The following is a 22,879-nucleotide window of genomic DNA, read 5'->3' as shown; positions in this document are numbered from 1 at the left end:
GGACCCCATGCACCCAGAACCGCGAGACCCAGACCAGGCACCGGCGCCGGCACCTCAGGTCGCCGTCGTCGTCATCGGCTACAACGACCGCTCCCATGTGGGCGCCGCCGTGCGCTCGGCGCTGGCCCAGGGGCCCGCCGTCGCCCAGGTGATCGCCGTGGACGACTGCTCCACCGACGGCAGTGACCGGCTGCTCGGGCGGCTGGCCGCCGGCGAGCCGCGGCTGCGGGTGGTGCGCCGGGGCGTGAACAGCGGCGGCTGCGGCAGTCCCCGCAACACCGGGATCGACGCGGCGACCGCGCCGTACGTGATGTTCCTGGACAGCGACGACGTACTGCCGCCGGGTGCGGTGGACGCGCTGCTGGCGGCGGCCACCGAGGCACGCGCCGAGGTCGCGAGCGGCCTGTGTGTGCGCCGGGAGCTGCCTTCGGGGCGCGAACAGCCGTGGCAGGCGCCCCTCTACGCGGCGCAGGCCGTCCTCGCCCACCCCTCCGAGCGCCCGCGCCTGGTCCACGACACGCTGTGCGTCAACAAGCTGTACCGCACCGACTTCCTGCGCGAGCACGGCATCCGCTTCCCCGAGGGCCGCTTCCTCTACGAGGACTTCGTCTTCACCGCGCGCGTGCTGGCCGCGAGCCCGCGCGTCGCGCTCGTCCCGGACCGGGTGTACGTGTGGCAGGTGCGCCGGTCGGCCGACCGGCTGTCGCTCTCACTGGACCGGGAGCACATCGAGAACTGGACGGCGCGTGTCGAGGCGTGCGCGCTGGCGTACGACATTCTGCTGGGCGCCGGGCAGAAGGAGCTGGCGCGGGCGGCGCGCGCCAAGTTCCTCGACCACGAGGTGCGCATGTACGCGCGCGAGCTGGGCTTGCGCGACGCGCACTACCGGCGCGCGTGGTGGGCGCACACCCGGGAGTACCTGGGGCACTACGACGCGGCCGACTGGGAGCTGAACCCCGCCGCCCCCGGCCGCCTGCTGGCCCGGGTCGTGCTGGCGTCCCCGGAGCCCCGCGACCTGCCCCGCCTGCGCGAACTCGCCGCCCGCCCGGCACGCCTGCTCCCGCCGTACGCCCGCACCCCCGACGGCGTCCCGGTCTGGTCCCCCGAGCTTCCCCAGGTCTCGCTGGCCCCTCTGCTGACCTCGCCCGTCCCCGTACTCCCCCTCGCGGTGGACGCGGAACTGCGCCCCCGCGCGCGCGTGTCCCTGCTGCGTCTGCGGCTGCACGAGCTGTACGGCAGGGTCGCCGAGGCGGGCCCGCGCGAGGTGCGGGTGGTGTGGCACGCGCGGGACGACGAGCGCACGCGCGGACACGCCACGGTGGCGCTCACACCCGGCGGCACGGACACCTGGTCGGCCGAGGTGCCGGTCGATCTGGCCCGGCTCGGCGCGGGCACCTGGGATCTGCGGCTGACCGTACGGTTCGCGGACGGCGGGCAGCGCGAGGTCACGGCGCACGCCCTGGCGGGCGCCGGCCGGCTGCGCCGGCGCGCCGTCCCGAGCGCCGTGCACGGCGTGCTCCTGGCACAGCCGTACGCCACGCACTCCGGCGCACTGGCCCTGCGTGTGGCGACCGGTGTACGAGGAGTGCTGAAGGTGGTCCGCGGCCGGCTCCGCCGCCTGCTTCACTGAGAGACGGAACGACCGACTTCACCGAGACACGGGCCAACCGACGAGCTACGAGGGGACGGCCGCACATGACCTGGCTGATCACCGGCGGCGCCGGATACATCGGGGCGCACGTGGTACGGGCGATGGCGGAGGCGGGCGAACGCACGGTCGTCTACGACGACCTGTCCACGGGAGCCGCCGAACGGGTACCGGCCGAGGTCCCGCTGGTGCGCGGCTCGATCCTGGACGCGGACCGGCTGACCCGGGCCCTCGCCGAGCACGAGATCACCGGCGTCGTCCATCTGGCGGCGAAGAAGCAGGTGGGCGAGTCGGTGGACCACCCGCTGCTGTACTACCGGGAGAACGTGGAGGGCCTGCGCGTCCTGCTGGAGGCGGTGGTCTCGGCGCGGATCCCGTCCTTCCTCTTCTCCTCCTCGGCGGCGGTCTACGGCATGCCCGACGTCGGCCTGGTGACGGAGGAGACCCCGTGCCACCCGCTGTCCCCCTACGGCGAGACGAAACTGGCCGGCGAGTGGCTGGTGCGCGCCACCGGCCGGGCGGCGGGCCTCGCCACCGCGTCGCTGCGCTACTTCAACGTGGCGGGCGCGGCCACCCCCGAACTCGCCGACACCGGCGTGTCCAACCTGATCCCGATGGTCTTCGAACGGCTCACCGAGGGGGCGCCGCCGCGCATCTTCGGCGACGACTACCCGACCCCGGACGGCACCTGCGTCCGTGACTACATCCACGTGGTGGACCTGGCCGAGGCCCATGTGGCCGTCGCCCGCGCGCTGCGCTCCTCGCCCGGCACCGACCTGACCCTCAACATCGGCCGCGGCGAGGGCGTCTCCGTCCGCGAGATGATCGACCGCGTCAACGCGGTCACCGGCTACGACCGCCCTCCGACGGTCACCCCGCGCCGCCCCGGCGACCCCGCCCGCGTCGTCGCCTCCGCCGCCCGGATCGCCGCGGAGCTGGGCTGGGAGGCCAAGTACGACGTGCAGGACATGATCACTTCGGCGTGGGAGGGCTGGGTACGGCTCCATCCGGAGGCGGCGCGCTCGTAGGAGACCCGCCGTCGGGGTGCGGCCCGTCACCCGGCCGCGGGCCCGTCGTGGCCGGTCGCGCCCACGCGGCGGTGGCCGCAGGTCAGATGCAGCCCCGCGCCCCTTCGGGGTCCTTCACAACGCCTTCAGCGCGCCCGCCGTGGCCCGCGCCAGTTTCTCCAGGTACCCCTTCGGCAGTTTCGGGTTGCGGATGACCACCGAGCGCCAGTACAGCGGACCGGAGATCAGGTCCAGGGCCAGCTCGGGGTCGAGCCCCGCGGAGAGTTCGCCCCGCTTCTCGGCCGCCGCCACGATCTTGCTGGCCACGCCCTCCTGACCGTTCCGCAGGGCCTTCTGGAAGGCCTCCGCGAGGTCGGGATTGCGGGCCGCCTCGGCCTGGAGGTCGGGGATGATCTGGGACGCGACCGGATGGCGCAGGGCGCGGGACGTGACCTCGTAGAGCAGGCGCAGGTCGCCCTCCAGGGAGCCCGTGTCGGGGACCGGGAAGCCGGTCACCGCCATCGCGGAGACGACGTCCAGGACCAGGTGGAGCTTCGAACGCCAGCGCCGGTAGACCGCCGTCTTGCCGACGCCTGCGCGGCGGGCGATCCCCTCGATGGACATACGGGCGTAGCCGACGGCCGCCAGCTCCTCGAAGACGGCCGCCCGGATGGCCTCGGTCACGTCCTCCCGGAGCACGGCGGCTCCGGCGGGTGCCCGGCGGCGCGGACGCGCCGGCGGCTCGTCGGCGGGCTCGGCGGCGTTCGTCGTCATACCGCACAGCATAGGGCGTGACGACGAAACGGTTGCGTTCCGACGCCCGTTGGGCCTACCCTCACGTTGCGACGATACGGTCCCGTCCCGACGTAAGAGAACGTGAAGAGAAGCGTAAGGAAACGCCGGACGAGGACCGCGGACGCGGCGACCCCGACGAGAGTCGTGCGCAGCACCCCCTCCCCCGAGCGAAAGCAGCGGATGTGAGCCAGGTCCTCCACACACCGCCCCCGACCCAGGCCCCGGCCGCCGACGACCTCGCGGCGCTCGCGGCCCGGCACGGCCTGTCGGTCAGCGGCGCCCGCCCCTCCCTGCCGGAGTACGTCCGCCACCTGTGGGCCCGGCGCCACTTCATCAGCGCCTTCGCCACCGCCAAGCTCACCGCGCAGTACAGCCAGGCAAAGCTCGGCCAGGTCTGGCAGGTCATGACCCCGCTGCTGAACGCGGCGGTCTACTACTTCATCTTCGGCGTGCTGCTCGGCACCAAGCACAACGTGCCGGACTACGTCCCCTTCCTGGTCACGGGCGTGTTCATCTGGACCTTCACGCAGAGCTCGATCATGGCCGGCACCCGGGCGATCTCCGGCAACCTCGGCCTGGTGCGCGCCCTGCACTTCCCGCGGGCCGCCCTGCCGATCTCCTTCGCGCTCCAGCAGCTCCAGCAGCTGCTGTTCTCGATGGCCGCGCTCGTCGTCATCCTGCTCTGCTTCGGCGTGCCGGTCGCCGTCTCCTGGGTGCTGGCGATCCCCGCGCTGGTGCTCCAGTTCACGTTCAACGCGGGCGTGTCGATGATCGTGGCGCGGCTGGGCGCCAAGACCCCGGACATCGCCCAGCTGATGCCGTTCGTGCTGCGGACGTGGATGTACGTCTCCGGCGTGATGTGGAGCATCGACAAGCTGGCCGACAAGGACGACCTGCCGCACATCGTCACCGTCCTGCTGGAGCTCAACCCGGCCGCCGTCTACATCGACCTCATGCGGTTCGCGCTGATCGACAGCTTCCACGCCGCGTCCCTGCCCCCGCACGTGTGGGTGGCGGCCACCGGCTGGGCCCTGCTCGCCGGCATCGGCGGCTTCATCTACTTCTGGAAGGCTGAGGAGACGTACGGCCGTGGCTGAGCAGACCCCCGACAACACCGAGAAGGTCCCCACCGTCGTCGCCGACAACGTCGACATCGTCTACCGGGTCAACGGCACCGGCGCCGGCCGGGGTTCCGCCACCGCCGCCCTCAACCGCATCCTGCGCCGCAAGCAGACCGAGAAGGCGGCCGGTGTCCGCCGGGTGCACGCGGTGAGGAAGGTGTCGTTCGTCGCGTACAGGGGCGAGGCGATCGGGCTCATCGGCACCAACGGTTCCGGCAAGTCGACCCTGCTCAAGGCGGTTGCCGGGCTGCTCCCGGTGGAGAGCGGCCACATCTACACCGACGGCCAGCCGTCCCTGCTGGGCGTCAACGCGGCCCTGATGAACGACCTCACCGGCGAGCGGAACATCTTCCTCGGCGGTCTCGCCATGGGCATGTCCCGGGAGCAGATCAAGGAGCGCTACCAGGACATCGTGGACTTCTCGGGGATCAACGAGAAGGGCGACTTCATCACCCTGCCGATGCGCACGTACTCCTCCGGCATGGCCGCCCGGCTGCGCTTCTCCATCGCCGCCGCAAAGGACCACGACGTCCTGCTGATCGACGAGGCGCTGGCCACCGGCGACCGCTCCTTCCAGAAGCGTTCCGAGGCGCGGATCCGCGAGCTGCGGCAGCACGCGGGCACGGTCTTCCTGGTCAGCCACAACAACAAGTCGATCCGCGACACCTGTGAGCGGGTGCTGTGGCTGGAGCGCGGCGAACTGCGCATGGACGGGCCGACGGAGGAGGTCATGAAGGAGTACGAGGCCTTCACCGGCGACAAGAAGCCCGCTCCGAAGAAGCCCGCCGCCAAGAAGCCGGCGCCGAAGCCGGAGCCGACACCGACACCGACACCGACACCGACACCGGAGACACCGGCGGGTGAACCGAAAACACGGTCGGGTGAACCGAAAGCACCGGCGGGTGGAACGGAAGTACCGGCCGTGGGGAACCCCGAGGCGCCGAAAGTCCCTCTTCCCTCCTGAGCGCAGCTCTTACGCCAGGCGCGGTTATCCCTTTCATCCACTTAATGACAGTATGTTATGAAGGGTGCGCCCGGAGACGACGAGCCGAAGGAGTCCACTGCGATGCCCCAGCTGAGCGTGATCGTCTACGGGCCGAACGCGCAGGGGCGCCTGACCGAGCTGCTGGACTCCCTGGAGTCGCACCCCCTCCCCGATGCCGAGGTGATCGTCGCCGCGGTCGGCGACTGGGCGCGCGAGGCGGCCGAGGGTCACGCCCCCGACACGATCGTCGTCCCGCTGCCGGACGGCACCGGTGACGCGCGGGCCCGTGCGGCCGGCGCCGCCCGGGCCCGCGGCCGCTGGCTGCACTTCGTCCACGCCAAGGACGGCCTGCCGGCCGGCGCGCCCCGCCTGATCACCGAGCGGACCGCCGAACTGGACGGCGCGGCTGCCTCCGGCACCCCGGTCGACGTGCTGCTCTTCGACCACGTCACCACCACCTGGCAGACCGCCGCCAGGCCCTCCCACGACGGCCGCCGCCTCGCCGCCGTCGGCCGGGCGGCCCGGCCCCTGGCCGAGGCCGCCGACCTGCTGCGGCTCACCCCGCTGCTCGGCAACCGCGTCCTGCGCGCCGCGTTCTGGCGGGCCCACGAGGAGCAGCTGACCACCGACGACGAGCCGCACGCCGCCCACGCGGCGCTGCTGCACGCCGGCCGGGTCGCCTGCCTGAACCAGACGGCGTACGAGCACCGGGTGCTGCGCCCCGAGAGCCTGCCGCCGCGCGCCCCGGAAGACCGGCTCGCGCTCATCGACCGCTACGAGTCCCTGCTCCCGCTCACCAGGGACCGCCGCGCCGCCCACGCGGTGCTGTACGACCTGATGGTGCGTGACCTGGTGCGCACCTTCGCCCGCGAGGACCTGCCCGACCCGGTGGCCCGCGAGTTCTTCCGCCGTGCCTCCCTGGCCGCGGTCCGCTGGCGCCCCGAGGGCCACCGGCACCCGGCGGGCCTGGAGGGCGTACGGCACACCCTGCTGGAGGAGGGCGCGTACACCAAGTACCGCGCCTTCCAGGCCGCCAACCGCACCCGCCGCGCGGCACGGAAGGCCGTCCGGACCCGCAAGCGGCGGCTGGCCGCCAAGGTCCGCGACCACCAGTACCGCCAGGCCCTCGGCCGCCCGCTGGACCCGGACCTCGCCGTGTTCGCCGCCTACTGGGAGCGCGGAGTGGCGTGCAACCCGGCGGCGATCGCCGCCAAGCTGGCCGAACTCGCCCCGCACATCCACCCGGTGTGGGTGGTGAGCAAGGACAACGCGGCCCTGCTGCCGCCCGGCACCGACCACGTGGTCCCCGGCACCCGCCGCTACTGGGAGACCCTGGCCACCGCCACCTACCTCACGAACAACGTCAACTTCCCCAACGCGGTGGTCAAACGGCCCGGCCAGATCCACCTCCAGACCCACCACGGCACGCCGCTCAAGCGCATGGGCCTGGACCAGATGGACCACCCGGCCGCCGCCCAGGGCCTGGACTTCGCCGCCCTGCTGGCCCGTATCGACAGGTGGGACTACAGCGTCAGCGCCAACAGCCACTCCACCCGCATGTGGGAGCGCGCCTACCCGTCCCGCTACACCTCCCTCGACCACGGCTATCCGCGCAACGACGTCTTCTACACCGCCGACGCCCGGGCCGTACGCGCCGCCCGCGCGCGCCTGGGCATTCCGCCCGGCCGGACGGCCGTCCTGTACGCGCCCACCCACCGCGACTACGAGGCCGGCTTCACCCCCCGCCTCGACCTCGCCGCCCTCGCCGACCGCCTCGGCGAGAACACCGTCCTCCTGGTCCGCGCCCACTACTTCTACGGGGGCGCGGCCTCCCCGCTGAGCGGCCTGCGCCGCTCCGGCCGGATCATCGACGTCTCCTCCTACGACCCCGTCGAGGAGCTCTGCCTGGCCGCCGACGCACTGGTCACGGACTACTCGTCGATCATGTTCGACTACGCCAACCTGGACCGTCCGATCGTGATCTACGCCGACGACTGGGAAACCTACCGGACCACCCGCGGCGTCTACTTCGACCTCATTGCCGAGCACCCCGGCCAGGTCGCCCGCACCCAGGAGGAACTCGCGGAGCTCTTCGTCTCCGGCGCATGGCGCGACGAGAGCGCGGCCAAGGCGCGGGCCGCGTTCCGGCGCCGGTTCTGCGAGTACGACGACGGGCGCGCCGCCGAGCGGGTGGTGCGACGGGTGTTCCTGGGTGAACCGGAGGAGTCGCTGCCGCCGGTGCTCCCCATCGAGGACCGCACCCCCGCCCCGACCCCCGAGGAGGCCACGGCATGACGCGCCCCGACGTCACGGTCACCGTCATCGTCTACAACGACGCCGCCCGCCTGCCCCGCGCGGTCGCCTCGCTGCGCGCCCAGACCCACGCGAACATCGAGATCGTCATCAGCGACGACCACTCGACGGACGAGACGCCGTCCGTGGCACGGGAGCTGGCGGCCCAGGACCACCGCATCCGCTACCTCCGGCTGCCGGAGAACAGCGGCGGGTGCAGCGCCCCGCGCAACCGGGCCATCGAGATCGCCCGGGCGCCGTACCTGATGTTCCTGGACAGTGACGACGAACTTCCGCCGCGAGCGGTGGAGTTGCTGCTCGCCGCCCACCGCGAGCGGGACGTGGACTTCACCATGGGCGCGGTCCGCCGGGTCCGGGTGGACAACGGCCGCCGCTCGACCTGGATGCCGCACCTGGTCGCCGAGCGCCGCACGGTGGAGGGCATCGAGGCCGACCCGCGGCTGTTCTTCGAGCACCTGTCGACCAGCAAGATGTACGCGCGCTCCTTCCTGGACCGCCACCGGCTCCGCTTCCCCGAGGGCATCCACTACGAGGACCAGCTGTTCTCGGCGCAGGCGTACTGCCTGGCGAAGGCGTTCACGGTCATCCCGGACCCGGTCTACGTCTGGTACATCGAGCCGTTCGCCGCCGCGTCCTCCGCCTCCATCTCCAACCAGCGGCACAAGATCTCCAACGTCAGCGACCGGGTCCACGTCCAACGTCTCATCGACGACTTCCTGGTGAGCAGCGGGCACGCCGCCCTGCGGGAGGAGAAGGACTACAAGTTCCTCAAGCACGACTTCCGGATGTACGCGGGTGACCTGCCCTACCGGGACGAGGAGTGGCTGGCGGCCTTCGCGGACATCATGAACCCCTACCTGGACACGCTGTCCCCCGAGGCCTACGCCCGCCTGCCCCGCCCCGAGCGGGTGGTACTGGAGCTGCTGCGGGACGGCCGCCGGGCCGAGGCCCGGCTGGCGGCACGCGGGCTGGGGCAGGGGGTGGCGCCGAGGCAGGTGACCACGGACGCGGCGGGTGTGCCGTACTGGGGTGACTCGCTCCCGGCCACGGACCGCGCCCGCCGCGAACTCGACGTGTCCGACCTGGAGTTGGACACCGGGCCGTTCCCGACGGCCCACTTCCGGCACGAGATCACGCAGCTGACGCCCGGCCCGGGAGCGTCCCTGACCCTCGCGATCCGCACGTACGACCCCGGTCTGCGCCTGCCCGTCGGCCCGCAGCGCGCGTCCCTCCTCCTGACGCCCGGCAGGCGCCGGATGACGGTCCCCTTCCGGCTGGACCCGGTCCGCCCCGGCGTCTTCGAGGGCACGGTCCGCCTGGACCTCGCCACGGCGCCGCTGCCGCTCCACGGCTTCGAGGGCGTCCGTCACCCCCTGCTCCGCCTGGACCAACAGGGCCTGTCCAACTCGGGCCTCCTGCTGGCTCCGCTCGACTTCCCCACCCGCCGGATCCGGCTCAACTCCCACGACCTCACCGTCGAACCGGAGGGCCGCAACCCCGGCCGCCTGCAGCTCCGCTGGCGGCCGGTGGGAGTAACGGCTCGCCTGATCCGCCCACTGACCCACCGAGTGGCCGGCCCCCGAGTACGGAACGCTGCGCGGATGGCGGCGAGTGTGTTGAGGTGAGGGCACCAGTTCAAGGCACTACCCGGTACAGGGTCTGGCCACCTGGGCCCACGGCCACCTTCCGCAGCCACGGTGCCGCCGACGACGTACCGCCGACAACCCACCGCACCCGGTACTCCCGCAGAATCCCCCGCCGCTCGTCAGCCCCCGTCCCCACCGCGAAGTACCGCTCCACCGCCGCCTCCCGCCGCGCAGCGTCCCGCAGGAACACATCCGGATACCCCGGCGCCACGGTGTACGGCCCATACGCCGGAATCTGCCGAGCCGGAAACGTACGAGCCATCACCACATCCCCGTACCGCACCCCCGCCCGCATGATCCACTGGTACCCCACCCACGGCACCCGGTACTTCTCCGCGACCACCCCGGGCAGCGCGTCCCGCCCCACCACGTACCCGAGCGTCCCGGCCTGCGTCCACGCCCCCACCGCCAGCGCGGCACACAGCACGCACGCCCACCCCCGCCGCACCGCCCGCCGCCCCGCCGACCCCACCTCCAGCGCGGCCGCGAGCTGCGCCGGGATCAGCGCGGCGGGCAGGGCGCGGCCCCAGGAGTAGTGACCGGTCAGGCCGCCCGCCGCGAACACCAGCGCACCGAACGCGAAGAACAGGACCAGCGGGTCCCTCGGGTCCCGCCGCCGGCGCAGACCCAGCGCCACCACCCCGAGCAGCACGAGCCCGAACCGCCCGGCCAGGTCCTGGTACAGCGGCCGATGGATGGCCTCCAGGTCCGCGCCCGCGGAGAACAGCGCGAAGAAGTCGTAGTACGGCCAGAGCCCCAGCACCAGCAGCCCCAGCAGCAGCCCGGCGCCGAGCCGGAGCAGCGCCGTACGGGCCGGCCGGGCCGCGAGCAGCACGGCGAGGGCGCCGAGGGACGCCACGACCCCGGTGAACTGGTGGCAGAGCAGGATCAGCGCCCACAGCGCGCCCAGCCCGAGCCACACCCCCCACGCGGCCTCCCGGCGCGCCGCCCGCGTCAGCCAGGCCCAGAAATGGAAGCTGAGGCCGAGGGCGAACACGCTGGGGTACGACACCGTCAGCGCGAGGGAGTTCAGGCCGAGGAAGCCGCTCCAGTTGAACAACAGCGGGCCCCAGAGGAGGAGCAGGCTCAGCAAGGCCAGGGCGGGAGCGGCGCGGTGGGCGGTGAGGGTGCGGACGTAGCGCCACACGCCCGTCACCAGCAGGCCCAGTCCGGCGAGCGCCGCCCCGCGCAGGACCACGAACACCGACAGGCCCGTCAGCTTGGCGACGATGCCGAGCAACAGCATCCACGGCGAGTAGTACGGGCTCGGCGTGTCGGCGTCGACCAGTGGGTTGCCGGGATCGAGCAGACTGTGCCGGAGGCGCTGGACCGTCGCCGCGTGCATACCGAGGTCCCCCGCCCACGGCAGGCGGACGACGACCAGGAACAGCAGCACCACGACGAGCGCGGCGGCGGCCTGCGGCAGCGCCCGGCCGGCACGCGAGGCCGGGCTGCTCGGCGGTGCCGTACGGCGCTCCGGTGCGGTGTCAGACGGCGCGGTGTGCATCGTTCACCGACCCTATCCGAACCGCCGCGTTCAGCAGGAAAAGGTAAATTCGCCGCGGGTCTTCGGCCGACGGCGGGTAAGAAAACAGGCGCCCCGGACCGCGGTGTGTCCGGAGCGCCTTCACCGTCGTACGGCTACGAGTGCGTACGCAGCAGCGTCCGCATCGTGCGCATCGCCACCGACAGGTTGGCGAGGTCGAACGAGTCCGAACCGCGGATCTCGTCCAGCGTGGTGCGGGCGCGGCTCAGGATCGCGCTGTTCTTCTGCTCCCACGCCTTGAACCGCTGCTCCGGCGTCGAGGTGCCGTTGCCCGCCGCGAGGATGTCCGCGGTGAGCGCCGCGTGGGCCGCGTACAGGTCCTCGCGGATGGAGGCGCGGGCCATGGACTGCCAGCGGTCGGCGCGGGGCAGCTCGATGATGCGGTCCATGAGCTGGGTGATGTGCAGGCGGTCGGCGAGGTCGTAGTAGACCTCGGCGACGTCCAGCGGCTCCTTGCCCATGCGGTCGGCCACCGAGACGATGTCCAGCGTCGGGAAGGCGGAGGAGAAGCCGGCCACGCGGGTGGCGACCTCGTCCGGGACACCGGCCGCGGACAGCTCGTCGTACACGTGCTGGTACCACTCCAGGTCCGCGCCGCGCAGCAGCTTCGGCAGCTCCTGCCAGACCCGCTCGACCCGGTCGGCGAAGAACTCGACCGTCTCGGCGAGCTGGAGCGGCTGCGGCCGGTTGTTGAGCAGCCAGCGCGTGCCGCGCTCGACCAGGCGGCGCGAGTGCAGCCGGATCCGGGTCTGGACGGCCGCGTCGACCTTGTTGTCCAGCGCCTCGACCGCGTCCCACACCGGCGCCGAGCAGAAGATCGCGCGGGCCGCGGTCTGGGCCCGGACGATCTCCTCCAGGGAGGCGCCGGTCTCCTCGCGCAGACGGTGCAGATACGTCGTACCGCCCGTGTTGACCGTGTCGTTGACCAGCACGGTCGTGGTGATCTCGCGGCGCAGCGGGTGGTTGTCGATCGCCTCGGCGAACCGCTCGCGCAGGGGCGTCGGGAAGTACGCGTGCAGCAGGCCGCGCAGGTACGGGTCGTCCGGCAGCGAGGTGTGCAGCAGTTCCTCGGCGACCGTGATCTTCGTGTACGCCAGCACGACGGCCGTCTCCGGGCCGGTCAGGCCCTGGCCCTGGGCTAGGCGCTCGCGGATCTGGCGGTCGGTCGGCAGGAACTCCAGCGCCCGGTCCAGATGTCCCTCGCGCACCAGGTGGCGGATGAACCGCTGCTGGGCGTGGAGCATGTCCTTGGCCTGGAGCAGGGCGTTGGCGAGGGCCGTGTTCTGCGCGTAGTTGTTGCGCAGGACCAGCGCGCCGACCTCGTCGGTCATCTCGGCGAGCAGCTTGTTGCGCTGCTTGACGGTCATGTCGCCGTCTGCGACCAGGCCGTTCAGCAGGATCTTGATGTTCACCTCGTGGTCGGAGGTGTCCACGCCGGCGCTGTTGTCGATCGCGTCGGTGTTGATCCGGCCGCCGTGCAGCGCGAACTCGATCCGGCCGAGCTGGGTCAGGCCCAGGTTGCCGCCCTCGCCGACGACCTTGACGCGCAGGTCGGCGCCGTCGACGCGGATGGCGTCGTTGGCCTTGTCGCCGACGTCCGCGTTCGACTCCGCCGACGACTTCACGTACGTGCCGATGCCGCCGTTCCACAGCAGGTCCACCGGCGCCTTGAGGATGGCCTTCATCAGGTCGGCCGGGGTCATCTTGGTGACCTTGTCCTCGATGCCGAGGGCCTCGCGGATGTGACCGTTGAGCGTGATCGACTTCGCGCTGCGCGGGAAGATCCCGCCGCCCGCCGACAGCAGCTCGGTGTTGTAGTCGGCCCAGCTGGAGCGGGGCAGCTCGAACAGGCGGCGGCGCTCGGCGTAGGAGACGGCCGCGTCCGGGGCGGGGTCGATGAAGATGTGCCGGTGGTCGAAGGCGGCGACCAGCCGGATGTGCTCGGAGAGCAGCATGCCGTTGCCGAACACGTCACCGGACATGTCACCGATGCCGACGACCGTGAAGTCCTCGGTCTGCGTGTCCACGCCCAGCTCACGGAAGTGCCGCTTCACGGACTCCCAGGCGCCACGCGCGGTGATGCCCATGCCCTTGTGGTCGTAGCCGGCCGAGCCGCCGGAGGCGAAGGCGTCGCCGAGCCAGAAGTTGTACTTGTTCGCGACCTCGTTGGCGATGTCGGAGAAGGTGGCGGTGCCCTTGTCGGCGGCGACCACCAGGTAGGTGTCGTCACCGTCGTGCCGGACGACGTCCTGCGGCGGCACGACCTCGCCGGCCACCATGTTGTCGGTGATGTCGAGCAGCGCCGAGATGAACGTCTTGTAGCTGGCGATGCCCTCGGCCAGCCACGCGTCGCGGTCCACGCTCGGGTCGGGCAGCTGCTTGGCGACGAAGCCGCCCTTGGCGCCGACCGGCACGATGACGGTGTTCTTCACCATCTGCGCCTTCACCAGGCCGAGGATCTCGGTCCGGAAGTCCTCACGCCGGTCCGACCAGCGCAGGCCGCCTCGGGCGACCTTGCCGAAGCGCAGGTGCACGCCCTCGACGCGCGGCGAGTACACCCAGATCTCGTACGCCGGGCGCGGCGCCGGCAGGTCCGGGATGGCCTGCGGGTCGAACTTCATGGAGACGTAGTCGTGCGGCGTGCCGCCGAGCGCCTCCTGGAAGAAGTTCGTGCGCAGGGTCGCCTTGATGACGGTCAGGAAGGAGCGCAGGATGCGGTCCTCGTCCAGGCTGGCCACCTGCTCCAGCGCCGCGTCCAGCTCCTCCAGCAGCGCGTCGGTGATCTCCAGGCCGGCCTTCTGCCGGTCCGGGGACATCCGCGCCTCGAACAGGGAGACGAGCAGCCGGGTGGTGTGGACGTTGTTGCGGAGGGTGTCCTCCATGTAGTCCTGCGAGAAGGTCGAGCCGGCCTGCCGCAGGTACTTGGCGTACGCGCGCAGCACCATCGCCTGCCGCCAGGTCAGCCCGGCGCTCAGCACGAGGGCGTTGAAGCCGTCGTTCTCGGCCTTGCCGGTCCAGGTCGCGGCGAACGCGTCCTGGAACCGCTCGCGCGCGTCGTCGGCCAGGTAGTCGCCGTTGCCGCCGCCGAGCGACTTCGGCATGCGCAGACCGAAGTCGTAGATCCAGGCGGTGGTGCGGTCGGCGCAGCGCAGCTCGTACGGCCGCTCGTCGGTGACCTCGACGCCGAGACGGCTCAGCACCGGCAGCACCTTGGAGAGGGAGATCGAGCCGCCCTTCTGGTAGATCTTGAAGCGGCGCTCGCCGGGGGCCGCGCCCACCGGCTCGTACAGGCTCAGCGAGAAGGTCTTGTCGTCGCCGAGCTGCTCCATGTGGACCAGGTCGGCGACCGCGGCGCGCGGGCTGTGGTCGGCCTTGTAGCCCTCGGGGAAGGCGTGGTTGTAGTGGCGCAGCACCTCGGCCGCGCGCTCCTCGCCGCACTCGGCGGTCAGCGCCTCGGCGAACGCGTCGGCCCAGGACCGGGCGGCCTCGACCAGGCGGGCCTCGATGCGCTCCTTGTCGGCGTCCGACAGCTCGGGCAGCTCGGTGCCCTGCGGGACGCGGACGACGAAGTGCAGCCGGGACAGGATCGACTCGGTGTTCCAGGCGGTGAAGTCGACGCTGGTGCCGCCGAGCTCCTCCTTCAGGATGTCGATGATCCGCAGGCGGACCCCGGTGGTGTAGCGGTCGCGCGGCAGGTAGACGAGGGCCGAGTAGTAGCGGCCGTACTCGTCCTGGCGCAGGTACAGCCGCAGCCGGCGGCGCTCCTGGAGGTAGAGCACGCTCGTGACGATGGACTGAAGCTCGGCGACCGGCGTCTGGAACAGCTCGTCGCGCGGGTAGGTCTCCAGGATCTGGAGCAGATCGCGGCCGTCGTGGCTGTGGGGGGAGAACCCGGCGCGCTCCAGGACCTCGTCCACCTTGCGGCGGATGACGGGGACGCGGCGCACGGACTCGGTGTAGGCGGCGGAGGAGAACAGACCGAGGAAGCGGCGCTCGCCGACGACGTTGCCGTCCGCGTCGAACTTCTTGACGCCGATGTAGTCCAGGTACGACGGCCGGTGCACGGTGGCCCGGCTGTTGGCCTTGGTCAGCACCAGCAGCTTGTGCTCGCGGGCCTTGGCGCGGGCGTCGGCCGGAAGGCGTTCGAAGGAGGGGCTGACCGGGTGCTGGTCGTCCTCGGCGTGGTGCGGGTCCGAGCGCAGTATGCCGAGACCGGTGCCGGGCACGGCGGCGAGCGTGTCGTCGTCGCGCAGCTGGTACTCGCGGTAGCCGAGGAAGGTGAAGTGGTCGTCGGCCAGCCAGTGCAGCAGCTCGCGGGCCTCCTCGACCTCGGGCCGGGGCAGGTCGCCGGGGACGGGCTCGCTCTCCAGGCCGTCGGCGATCCGGTTCGCCGACTCCCGCATCTTCTCCCAGTCCTCGACGGCCTCGCGGACGTCGGACAGCACGCGCAGCAGGTCGGCGGTGATCTGCTTCAGGTCGGCGCGGTCGGTCTCGCGGTCGATCTCGACGTGGATCCAGGACTCGATGTGCGCGTCGTGCGGGAGGTCGCCGACGGGCCGGGTCGGCAGGACCTCGATCAGCTTGCCGGTGAGATCACGCCGGACGACGAACTGCGGGTGGATGACGACGTGGATGCCACGCCCCTGCCGCGTCAGCTCGTTGGTCACGGAGTCGACGAGGAAGGGCATGTCGTCGGTGACGACCTCCACGACGGTGTGGCTGCACGTCCACCCGTTCTCCTCCACGGTCGGGGTGTGCACCCGGACGTTCGCGGTGCCCTGCGGGCGGTTCTCGGCGAGACGGTAGTGCGAGACCGCGGCGCCGAAGACGTCGACCGGGTCGCGGTCGGCGAGGTCTTCCGGGGCGGTGTGCAGGTAGTAGCGCTGGAGGAACGCGAGCACGGATTCGCTGTCCGGGGTGCCGGGAGTGCCCTCGCTCGTCGTCCCGGTCGGTAGGTGCCCCCCGACCGGGCTGTTCTCAGCTACCCGGGCGGCCCTCTCGAGCAGCTCGGCCTTGGCTTCGTCCAGCTTGGTCTGCATTGTCCTCTGGCTCCTGTCGCGCGCCGTTGCGTGACGTAGAAGGAAGTACGGTCTCTTCCCCTGCGGCATAACGCCACGGCCCGGGGTGTCCGGTCGGTTCCGACGCTATGCCTCGAGGTGAGAAGAGCGGGGGGTATTCGGCCATTCTCGACGCGTCCGTCGGGTGTGACGCTGCCCTCGGCACCGCCGCGTCCCGGACCGTCCTCGGCTCCTCGGGGGCTCCGGTGCCCCCGTCCCGCCCGCGAAGACCAGCGACCGCCGCCCGGTCACGGAGGTGTTCCGTGCAACCCGGGCGCAGGGCAGGGGCAAGATCGCCCCCGCGAGATATCGCGCTGATCACGCCACAAGGCTATCGCCACTTACCCCGGACCCGTCATGAGCCGCATGTGTACAAAACCGGGGGGTGAAGTTTGACGTTCTGCACAGCAGCGGGGCGGGGGCGGGTGGCGTATCCGGTCGCGCCCCCGTGCCTCGGGTCGCACCCTGAAAGCGACCGGGCCCTCTTGGCAAGCGCGCCCGGCCAGGGCACGGTGCCCAGGGCACTGTGCCTCGCCCCGAGGTCATGCCCCGGAGTCCCGCCCCGGAGTTCTGCCTGGAGTCTGCCCGGAGGAGCCGACATGCCCACGAAAATCCTCATCGTCACCGGCGACGCAGCGGAGTCCCTGGAAGTCCTCTACCCCTACCAGCGGCTGCGCGAGGAAGGCTACGAGGTCCACATCGCGGCCCCCACCCGCAAGACACTCCGCTTCGTCGTCCACGACTTCGAACCCGGCTACGACACCTACACCGAGAAGCCCGGGTACACCTGGCCCGCCGACCTCGCTTTCTCCGAGGTCGACCCGGGCGACTACGCGGCCCTCGTCATCCCCGGCGGCCGGGCCCCCGAGTATCTGCGCAACGATCCCGAACTGCGCAAGATCCTCAAGGCGTTCTTCGACTCGGACAAGCCGGTCGCGCAGATCTGCCACGGCCCGCTGCTCACCGCGGCGATCGACTCCCTCCGGGGCCGCCGGGTCACCGCCTACCCCGCGCTGGAGCCGGACATGCAGGCCGCCGGGGCGGGTTTCCAGGACTCCGAGGCGGTCGTCGACGGCACCCTGGTCTCCGCCCGCGCCTGGCCGGACCATCCGGCGTGGATGCGGGAGTTCTTGAACGTACTGCGGACCACGGCACCGGTGAGCTGAGGGAGAAGAGGGCGGCAGGAGCGGCGGGGCGGGCGCTCGCGTCTCGCCGTGGAACCCTGCGGTGCGGGTTCGGGCGGCGGGGCCGTCGTGGCTGGTCGCGCAGTTCCCCGCGCCCCTTCGGGGCGCTTCCTTCCCGATCCCTACGCCGCTACCCGCCGCGCCTCCGCCACCGCCTCGGCCAGCGTGTCCACCACCGGCACCCCCACGTTCTCCAGACTGGCGCGGCTGTGCGACCCCCCGGTGTACAGCACGGCCCGCGCACCCGCATGCCGCGCAGCGATCGCGTCGTCCGCCGCGTCCCCGATCACCACCGTGCGCGCGGGCTCCACCACCCCCGCCAGTGCCTCCAGATGCCGCACCATGTGCTCGGCCTTGCTGCCGCCGGACGGCCCCGTACGCCCGTCGACCCGTATGAAGTGCGCCTCGATCCCGAAGCCCTGCACGAGCGGCACCAGCTCCTCGTGCCCGTACATGCTCAGCAGCGACTGGCTGTGCCCCGCCGACCGCCAGCCCGCGAGCAGGTCCTCCGCGCCCTCGGTGAGCCGGCACCGCACCCGGTGGTCCGCGTAGTGCCGGTGGAAGACCCCGTCCATCAGCTCCCACTCGGCGTCGGTCGGCAGCCGGCCGAGCAGCCGCTCGTAGAACTTCGGCACCGGCACGCAGTACAGCGACCTGTACTGCTCCAGCGTGATCGGCGCGAGCCCCAGCTCGGCGAAGGCCGCGTTCGTCGCCCCGATGATCGCGTCATTGTCGTGGAACAGCGTGCCGTTCCAGTCCCAGACGATGTGCGCGCTTCCGTGCATCCCCATGTCCAAGACCGTACCCGCCACCACTGACAATCACGGCTGGCCCCCAGGACAGGTCAGCCCTGCGCGACGAGGTTGGGAATCTCCTGCGTGGCGTACCACAGCAGCTCGTGGTCGTCCGCCCCGTCCACGACGAACTGCGCGTCGTCGTCCCCGCCGTCCGCCGCCTCCAGCGCCTGCGCCGCCGCGGCCACGTCCTCCTCCGCGTCCTCGGCGTCGACATGCACGGAGGCCGCCTTGGCGAGCGGCACCGCGGCCGTCACGGTCACCTCGCCCAGCGCGGCCGGTTCGAGCGCGCGGTCCGGGTCGGCGCTCGCGGCGCCGTCGGGCACGTCCACGGCGACCACGACCCGGCGCCGCACCGCGCCCGGGTCCGCCGCCAGCAGCCGCAGCGAGGCCAGCGCGGCCCGGCTGAGCGCCGCGTACTCCAGCTCCTCGATGTCCTCGGACAGGTACCACTCGCGCAGCGCGGGCGTGACGCCGTACGCGACGAACGGGCCGCTCCCCAGCTCACCCGTCTTGTGCGCCTCGGCGAGAGCGGGGAGGGTCAGGGGGACGTAGACGCGCATACTGGCCGCTCTTTCCTGGTCAAAGGCTCCGCTGGGGCCCCGGGGAGAGCGGCTGGCGCGTCTCCCGGAGGGCCTTCAGGATACGTGCGCCCGTCCCCTTTCGGGGTCCTGCCCGCACCCTCGGAGGCGTCCACTCCGGGCCACGGGTTCACCCTCTCCCGCCGCGTCCTCACGGGGTCGAAGGCTCCCCGCAGCCCTCGGATAGGTGAACATTCCGGCTCCTCTCCCGCGCGCCGCTCCTTCCTTGCGGGCCCCTCCGGCACCCCGTACAAGATCCCCACCAGCGAGTTACCGCCCGGTATCAACCGGGCCCGCCGAACGGGGTCCCCGATGAACAAGGTCATGAGCCGCGCCGCCCAGCCCCGCCCGCGGCACCGCCCGCCGACCCGCCGCGACTCCCGCCGCCCCGGCGGCGCACCACCCCGCACCCCGGTCCGGGAGGCGTCCCGGCCCACACCCGCCCCCACAGGCCGTGAGAGGCCCCGTACGGGCCCGGACTCGGCCGTACGGCAGCCACGCCCGACCGACCTCTTCGCGGACCGCCTGCTGGCCGTCCTGAGCGGCGAGCGCCCCGCCCACTGGATGCTCCGGCACACCGCGGGCAGGGCCTACGACGACCTGGCCCGCCTCGCCGCCCGCAGCCCCCTGCGCACCCGCGGCACCCGCCCCGTCGTCAGCGACATCGGCTACTACGTCCCCAGCGAAGGCGCCCTCGAGGTCTTCGCCCGCATCGCCGCCGGAGACCAACTGAGAGCCCTGGCCTTCCGCCTGGAACTGGGCAAGGACCTCCGCTGGCGCTGCACAGCGGTGGAAACGGGCACCCGACAGCACTGAGAGCGGCCGCGCGCTCGCGGGGCCGTGCCGCAGACCGCCCACAGCCACGGGCAGCCGAGCCGCCAAGGCCAGCGAGCAGCGGCCAGCCGCACCGCAGCCAGCTGCGGGCAGTCGTGCCTCCCCCAAGCCCTGCGAGCAGGAGTACCCCCGGGCGGCACGGGTGGGCGAGGGTGGTGCCCCTGCTCGAGCGAAGCCGGGAGCTTGGGGGAGGCATCCCGCCGGCGCAGGCAGGCGACACCCGCCCCCGCCCAGGCACGGTCCACCCACGAAGCCCACCGCACGACGACACAAGAGGGCCGGGCCCCAAAAGGAACCCGGCCCTTCTCAACGGCTGAAGCGCCGCAGGCAACCGCTACTTCTTGCGGCGCCGCCCACCCTTGGCCTGCCGACGCCGCTCGGCCCGCGTCAGCCCGTCCGCCTCCGAGCGCACCGGCTCCTCGTCCTCCAGGTCACGCTCGACGATGCCACCCTCACCGTCCACCGTCGGCGCGGAGAAGTGCAGATCCCGCCGCTGCGGAACGTCCAGCCCCTTCGCGCGGATCTCCGGACGCCCGCCCGCCTGCGCCGGCACCGTGTCCTGGACGCCCTCGCCCACCGGCTGGGCCTCCTCGACCGGGACCTCCTCGACCTGCTGCTCGACCTGGACCTCCAGGTTGAACAGGTAGCCGACGGACTCCTCCTTGATGCCGTCCATCATCGCGGTGAACATGTCGAAGCCCTCGCGCTGGTACTCGACCAGCGGGTCCTTCTGCGCCATCGCGCGCAGGCCGATGCCCTCCTGGAGGTAGTCCATCTCGTAGAGGTGCTCGCGCCACTTGCGGTCCAGGACCGACAGCACGACCCGGCGCTCCAGCTCACGCATGATCTCGGAGCCGAGCTGCGCCTCACGGGACTCGTACTGCTGGTGGATGTCCTCCTTGATGGACTCCGAGATGAACTCGGCGGTCAGACCGGCCCGGTCGCCGGCCGCCTCCTCCAGCTCCTCGATGGTGACCTTCACCGGGTACAGCTGCCGGAAGGCGCCCCACAGCCGGTCCAGGTCCCAGTCCTCGGGGAAGCCCTCGGAGGTCTCGGCGTGGACGTACGCGTCGATCGTGTCGTCCATGAAGTGCTGGATCTGCTCGTGCAGGTCCTCGCCCTCCAGGACGCGCCGGCGCTCGCCGTAGATGACCTCGCGCTGCCGGTTGAGCACCTCGTCGTACTTCAGGACGTTCTTGCGGGTCTCGAAGTTCTGGGTCTCGACCTGCGACTGAGCGGACGCGATCGCGCGCGTGACCATCTTGTTCTCGATCGGCACGTCGTCCGGCACGTTGGCCATCGACATGACGCGCTCGACCATCTGCGCCTTGAACAGCCGCATCAGGTCGTCACCGAGGGAGAGGTAGAAGCGGGACTCGCCCGGGTCGCCCTGACGGCCGGAACGACCGCGCAGCTGGTTGTCGATGCGCCGCGACTCGTGCCGCTCGGTGCCGAGGACGTAGAGGCCACCGAGCTCCTCGACCTCGTCCTTCTCGGCCTTGACGGCCTGCTCGGCCTTCTCCAGGGCGGCGGGCAGCGCCGCGGCCCACTCCTCGATGTGCTCCTCGGGGTCGAGGCCGCGCTGGCGCAGCTCCGCCTCGGCGAGGTCCTCGGGGTTGCCGCCGAGCTTGATGTCCGTACCACGGCCGGCCATGTTGGTGGCCACGGTCACGGCGCCCTTGCGGCCGGCCTGGGCGACGATCGACGCCTCACGCTCGTGCTGCTTGGCGTTCAGCACCTCGTGCTGGATGCCGCGCTTGCTGAGCTGCTGCGAGAGGTACTCCGACTTCTCGACGGAGGTGGTGCCGACGAGGATCGGCTGGCCCTTCTCGTGCTTCTCGGCGATGTCGTCCACGACCGCCTCGAACTTGGCCACCTCGGTGCGGTAGATCAGGTCCGACTGGTCCTTGCGGACCATCGGCCTGTTGGTCGGGATCGGGACCACGCCGAGCTTGTAGATCTGGTGGAACTCGGCGGCCTCCGTCATCGCCGTACCGGTCATGCCGGACAGCTTCTTGTAGAGGCGGAAGAAGTTCTGCAGGGTGATCGTGGCGAGCGTCTGGTTCTCGTCCTTGATGTCCACCCCTTCCTTCGCCTCGATCGCCTGGTGCATGCCCTCGTTGTAGCGGCGGCCGGCGAGGATACGGCCGGTGTGCTCGTCGACGATCATGACCTCGCCGTCGATGACGACGTAGTCCTTGTCCTTCTTGAAGAGCTCCTTCGCCTTGATGGCGTTGTTCAGGTAGCCCACCAGCGGCGTGTTCACCGACTCGTACAGGTTGTCGATGCCCAGCCAGTCCTCGACCTTCGAGACACCCGACTCGTGGATCGCGACCGTGCGCTTCTTCTCGTCGACGTCGTAGTCGCCGGTCTCCTCGAGGCCCTTGAGCGGGTTGCCGGCCTCGCCGCGCTTGAGGCGGGTGACCAGCTTGGCGAAGTCGCCGTACCACTTGGTGGCCTGGTCGGCCGGGCCCGAGATGATCAGCGGCGTACGGGCCTCGTCGATGAGGATGGAGTCGACCTCGTCCACGATGGCGAAGTTGTGACCGCGCTGCACCAGCTCGTCCTTCGACCACGCCATGTTGTCGCGCAGGTAGTCGAAGCCGAACTCGTTGTTCGTGCCGTAGGTGATGTCGCACGCGTACTGCTCGCGGCGCTGAGCCGGCGTCATGTTGGCGAGGATGCAGCCGACGTCCAGGCCAAGGAACTTGTGGACGCGGCCCATCATCTCGGAGTCGCGCTCGGCCAGATAGTCGTTGACCGTGATGAGGTGGACGCCGTCTCCGGAGAGGGCGTTCAGATACGCGGGCAGGGTGCCGACGAGGGTCTTGCCCTCACCGGTCTTCATCTCGGCGACGTAGCCCAGATGGAGCGCGGCGCCACCCATCAGCTGCACGTCGTAGTGCCGCTGGCCGAGGACGCGCTTGGCGGCCTCGCGCACGGTGGCGAACGCCTCGGGGAGCAGGTCGTCCAGGCTCTCACCGTCGGCGTACCGCTGCTTGTACTCATCGGTGAGGGCCCGCAGCTCGGCGTCGGAGAGGTCGACGAAGTCCTCTTCGATGGAGTTGACCTGGTCCGCGATGCGGTGCAGCTTGCGCAGGATTTTGCCTTCGCCTGCACGCATGATCTTCGAGAGGACGGACACGGGGGCTGGTCTCCTTGCCGGTCGGGCCTGGGACGGTCGGTTTTCCTTTGACGTACTGAGCAACGGCCATCGTATGCGAGGACCCGGCTGCGCCGGGAGGCCCGGCGTCCCGGCGGCTGCTTCATCCAGGACAACGGACGGGCCAACCGGATAGTGCCGCATCGGTGCGAGGAATTGCGCGAAGTGTGATCACGCGATCACTCTTCGCGAAAATCGATGGCTC

At 71.4% G+C, this 22,879-nt stretch carries 14 protein-coding genes; 8 read left to right on the top strand and 6 right to left on the bottom strand.

What is annotated here, in order from left to right; all coding sequences use genetic code 11:
- The first annotated feature begins 7 nt into the window (after positions 1-7).
- A complete protein-coding gene (locus ACZ7DL_RS16980; protein ID WP_470774950.1) occupies positions 8-1,630 on the top strand; it encodes a glycosyltransferase family 2 protein in 1,623 nt (540 codons plus the stop codon).
- Between the two features lie 65 nt (positions 1,631-1,695).
- Positions 1,696-2,676, top strand: a complete 981-nt coding sequence (galE, locus tag ACZ7DL_RS16975; protein WP_470774949.1) for a UDP-glucose 4-epimerase GalE — start codon at positions 1,696-1,698, stop codon at positions 2,674-2,676.
- Positions 2,677-2,790: 114 nt separating this feature from the next.
- Here galE and ACZ7DL_RS16970 read toward each other — a convergent pair whose 3' ends face one another.
- The gene (locus ACZ7DL_RS16970) at positions 2,791-3,429 is read right to left on the bottom strand and encodes a TetR/AcrR family transcriptional regulator (RefSeq protein WP_470774948.1); all 639 of its coding nucleotides are present in this window, start codon (positions 3,427-3,429) and stop codon (positions 2,791-2,793) included.
- 203 nt (positions 3,430-3,632) lie between these two features.
- Here ACZ7DL_RS16970 and ACZ7DL_RS16965 point away from each other — a divergent pair, with 203 nt between their 5' ends.
- From ACZ7DL_RS16965 to ACZ7DL_RS16950, 4 genes are all read left to right on the top strand, one after another.
- The gene (locus ACZ7DL_RS16965; protein ID WP_470774947.1) at positions 3,633-4,547 is read left to right on the top strand and encodes an ABC transporter permease; all 915 of its coding nucleotides are present in this window, start codon (positions 3,633-3,635) and stop codon (positions 4,545-4,547) included.
- Positions 4,540-5,535, top strand: coding sequence for an ABC transporter ATP-binding protein (locus ACZ7DL_RS16960; RefSeq protein ID WP_470774946.1), 996 nt, complete (start codon positions 4,540-4,542; stop codon positions 5,533-5,535). Before ACZ7DL_RS16965 ends, ACZ7DL_RS16960 begins: the two co-directional genes overlap by 8 nt.
- A gap of 102 nt (positions 5,536-5,637) precedes the next feature.
- Complete coding sequence (locus tag ACZ7DL_RS16955) at positions 5,638-7,851, top strand: CDP-glycerol glycerophosphotransferase family protein (protein WP_470774945.1); 2,214 nt, start codon at positions 5,638-5,640, stop codon at positions 7,849-7,851.
- A complete protein-coding gene (locus ACZ7DL_RS16950; protein ID WP_470774944.1) occupies positions 7,848-9,494 on the top strand; it encodes a glycosyltransferase family 2 protein in 1,647 nt (548 codons plus the stop codon). Before ACZ7DL_RS16955 ends, ACZ7DL_RS16950 begins: the two co-directional genes overlap by 4 nt.
- Positions 9,495-9,504: 10 nt before the next feature.
- Here ACZ7DL_RS16950 and ACZ7DL_RS16945 read toward each other — a convergent pair whose 3' ends face one another.
- Both ACZ7DL_RS16945 and ACZ7DL_RS16940 read right to left on the bottom strand, forming a co-directional pair.
- Positions 9,505-11,022, bottom strand: coding sequence for a hypothetical protein (locus ACZ7DL_RS16945; protein WP_470774943.1), 1,518 nt, complete (start codon positions 11,020-11,022; stop codon positions 9,505-9,507).
- Between the two features lie 134 nt (positions 11,023-11,156).
- A complete protein-coding gene (locus tag ACZ7DL_RS16940; RefSeq protein WP_470774942.1) occupies positions 11,157-16,100 on the bottom strand; it encodes an NAD-glutamate dehydrogenase in 4,944 nt (1,647 codons plus the stop codon).
- Positions 16,101-16,717: 617 nt separating this feature from the next.
- Here ACZ7DL_RS16940 and ACZ7DL_RS16935 point away from each other — a divergent pair.
- The gene (locus ACZ7DL_RS16935; RefSeq protein WP_470774941.1) at positions 16,718-17,284 is read left to right on the top strand and encodes a DJ-1/PfpI family protein; all 567 of its coding nucleotides are present in this window, start codon (positions 16,718-16,720) and stop codon (positions 17,282-17,284) included.
- Between the two features lie 140 nt (positions 17,285-17,424).
- On the opposite strand, the gene ACZ7DL_RS16930 is transcribed toward ACZ7DL_RS16935, so the two are convergent.
- Both ACZ7DL_RS16930 and ACZ7DL_RS16925 read right to left on the bottom strand, forming a co-directional pair.
- Positions 17,425-18,093, bottom strand: a complete 669-nt coding sequence (locus ACZ7DL_RS16930; RefSeq protein ID WP_470774940.1) for an HAD family hydrolase — start codon at positions 18,091-18,093, stop codon at positions 17,425-17,427.
- Between the two features lie 53 nt (positions 18,094-18,146).
- Positions 18,147-18,659 carry a DUF6912 family protein gene (locus tag ACZ7DL_RS16925; RefSeq protein WP_470774939.1) on the bottom strand — a complete coding sequence of 171 codons (513 nt, stop codon included), beginning with the start codon at positions 18,657-18,659 and terminating at the stop codon, positions 18,147-18,149.
- Between the two features lie 330 nt (positions 18,660-18,989).
- On the opposite strand from ACZ7DL_RS16925, the gene ACZ7DL_RS16920 reads away from it, so the two are divergent.
- Positions 18,990-19,493, top strand: coding sequence for an Rv3235 family protein (locus ACZ7DL_RS16920; RefSeq protein WP_470774938.1), 504 nt, complete (start codon positions 18,990-18,992; stop codon positions 19,491-19,493).
- Positions 19,494-19,845: 352 nt separating this feature from the next.
- On the opposite strand, the gene secA is transcribed toward ACZ7DL_RS16920, so the two are convergent.
- Positions 19,846-22,656 carry a preprotein translocase subunit SecA gene (secA, locus tag ACZ7DL_RS16915; RefSeq protein WP_470774937.1) on the bottom strand — a complete coding sequence of 937 codons (2,811 nt, stop codon included), beginning with the start codon at positions 22,654-22,656 and terminating at the stop codon, positions 19,846-19,848.
- Positions 22,657-22,879: the final 223 nt, after the last annotated feature.

The organism is Streptomyces sp. NPDC036984 (assembly GCF_055607665.1).
The sequence above is the reverse complement of the archived record's forward strand: the minus strand, read 5'-3'. Positions and strand labels throughout refer to the sequence as shown.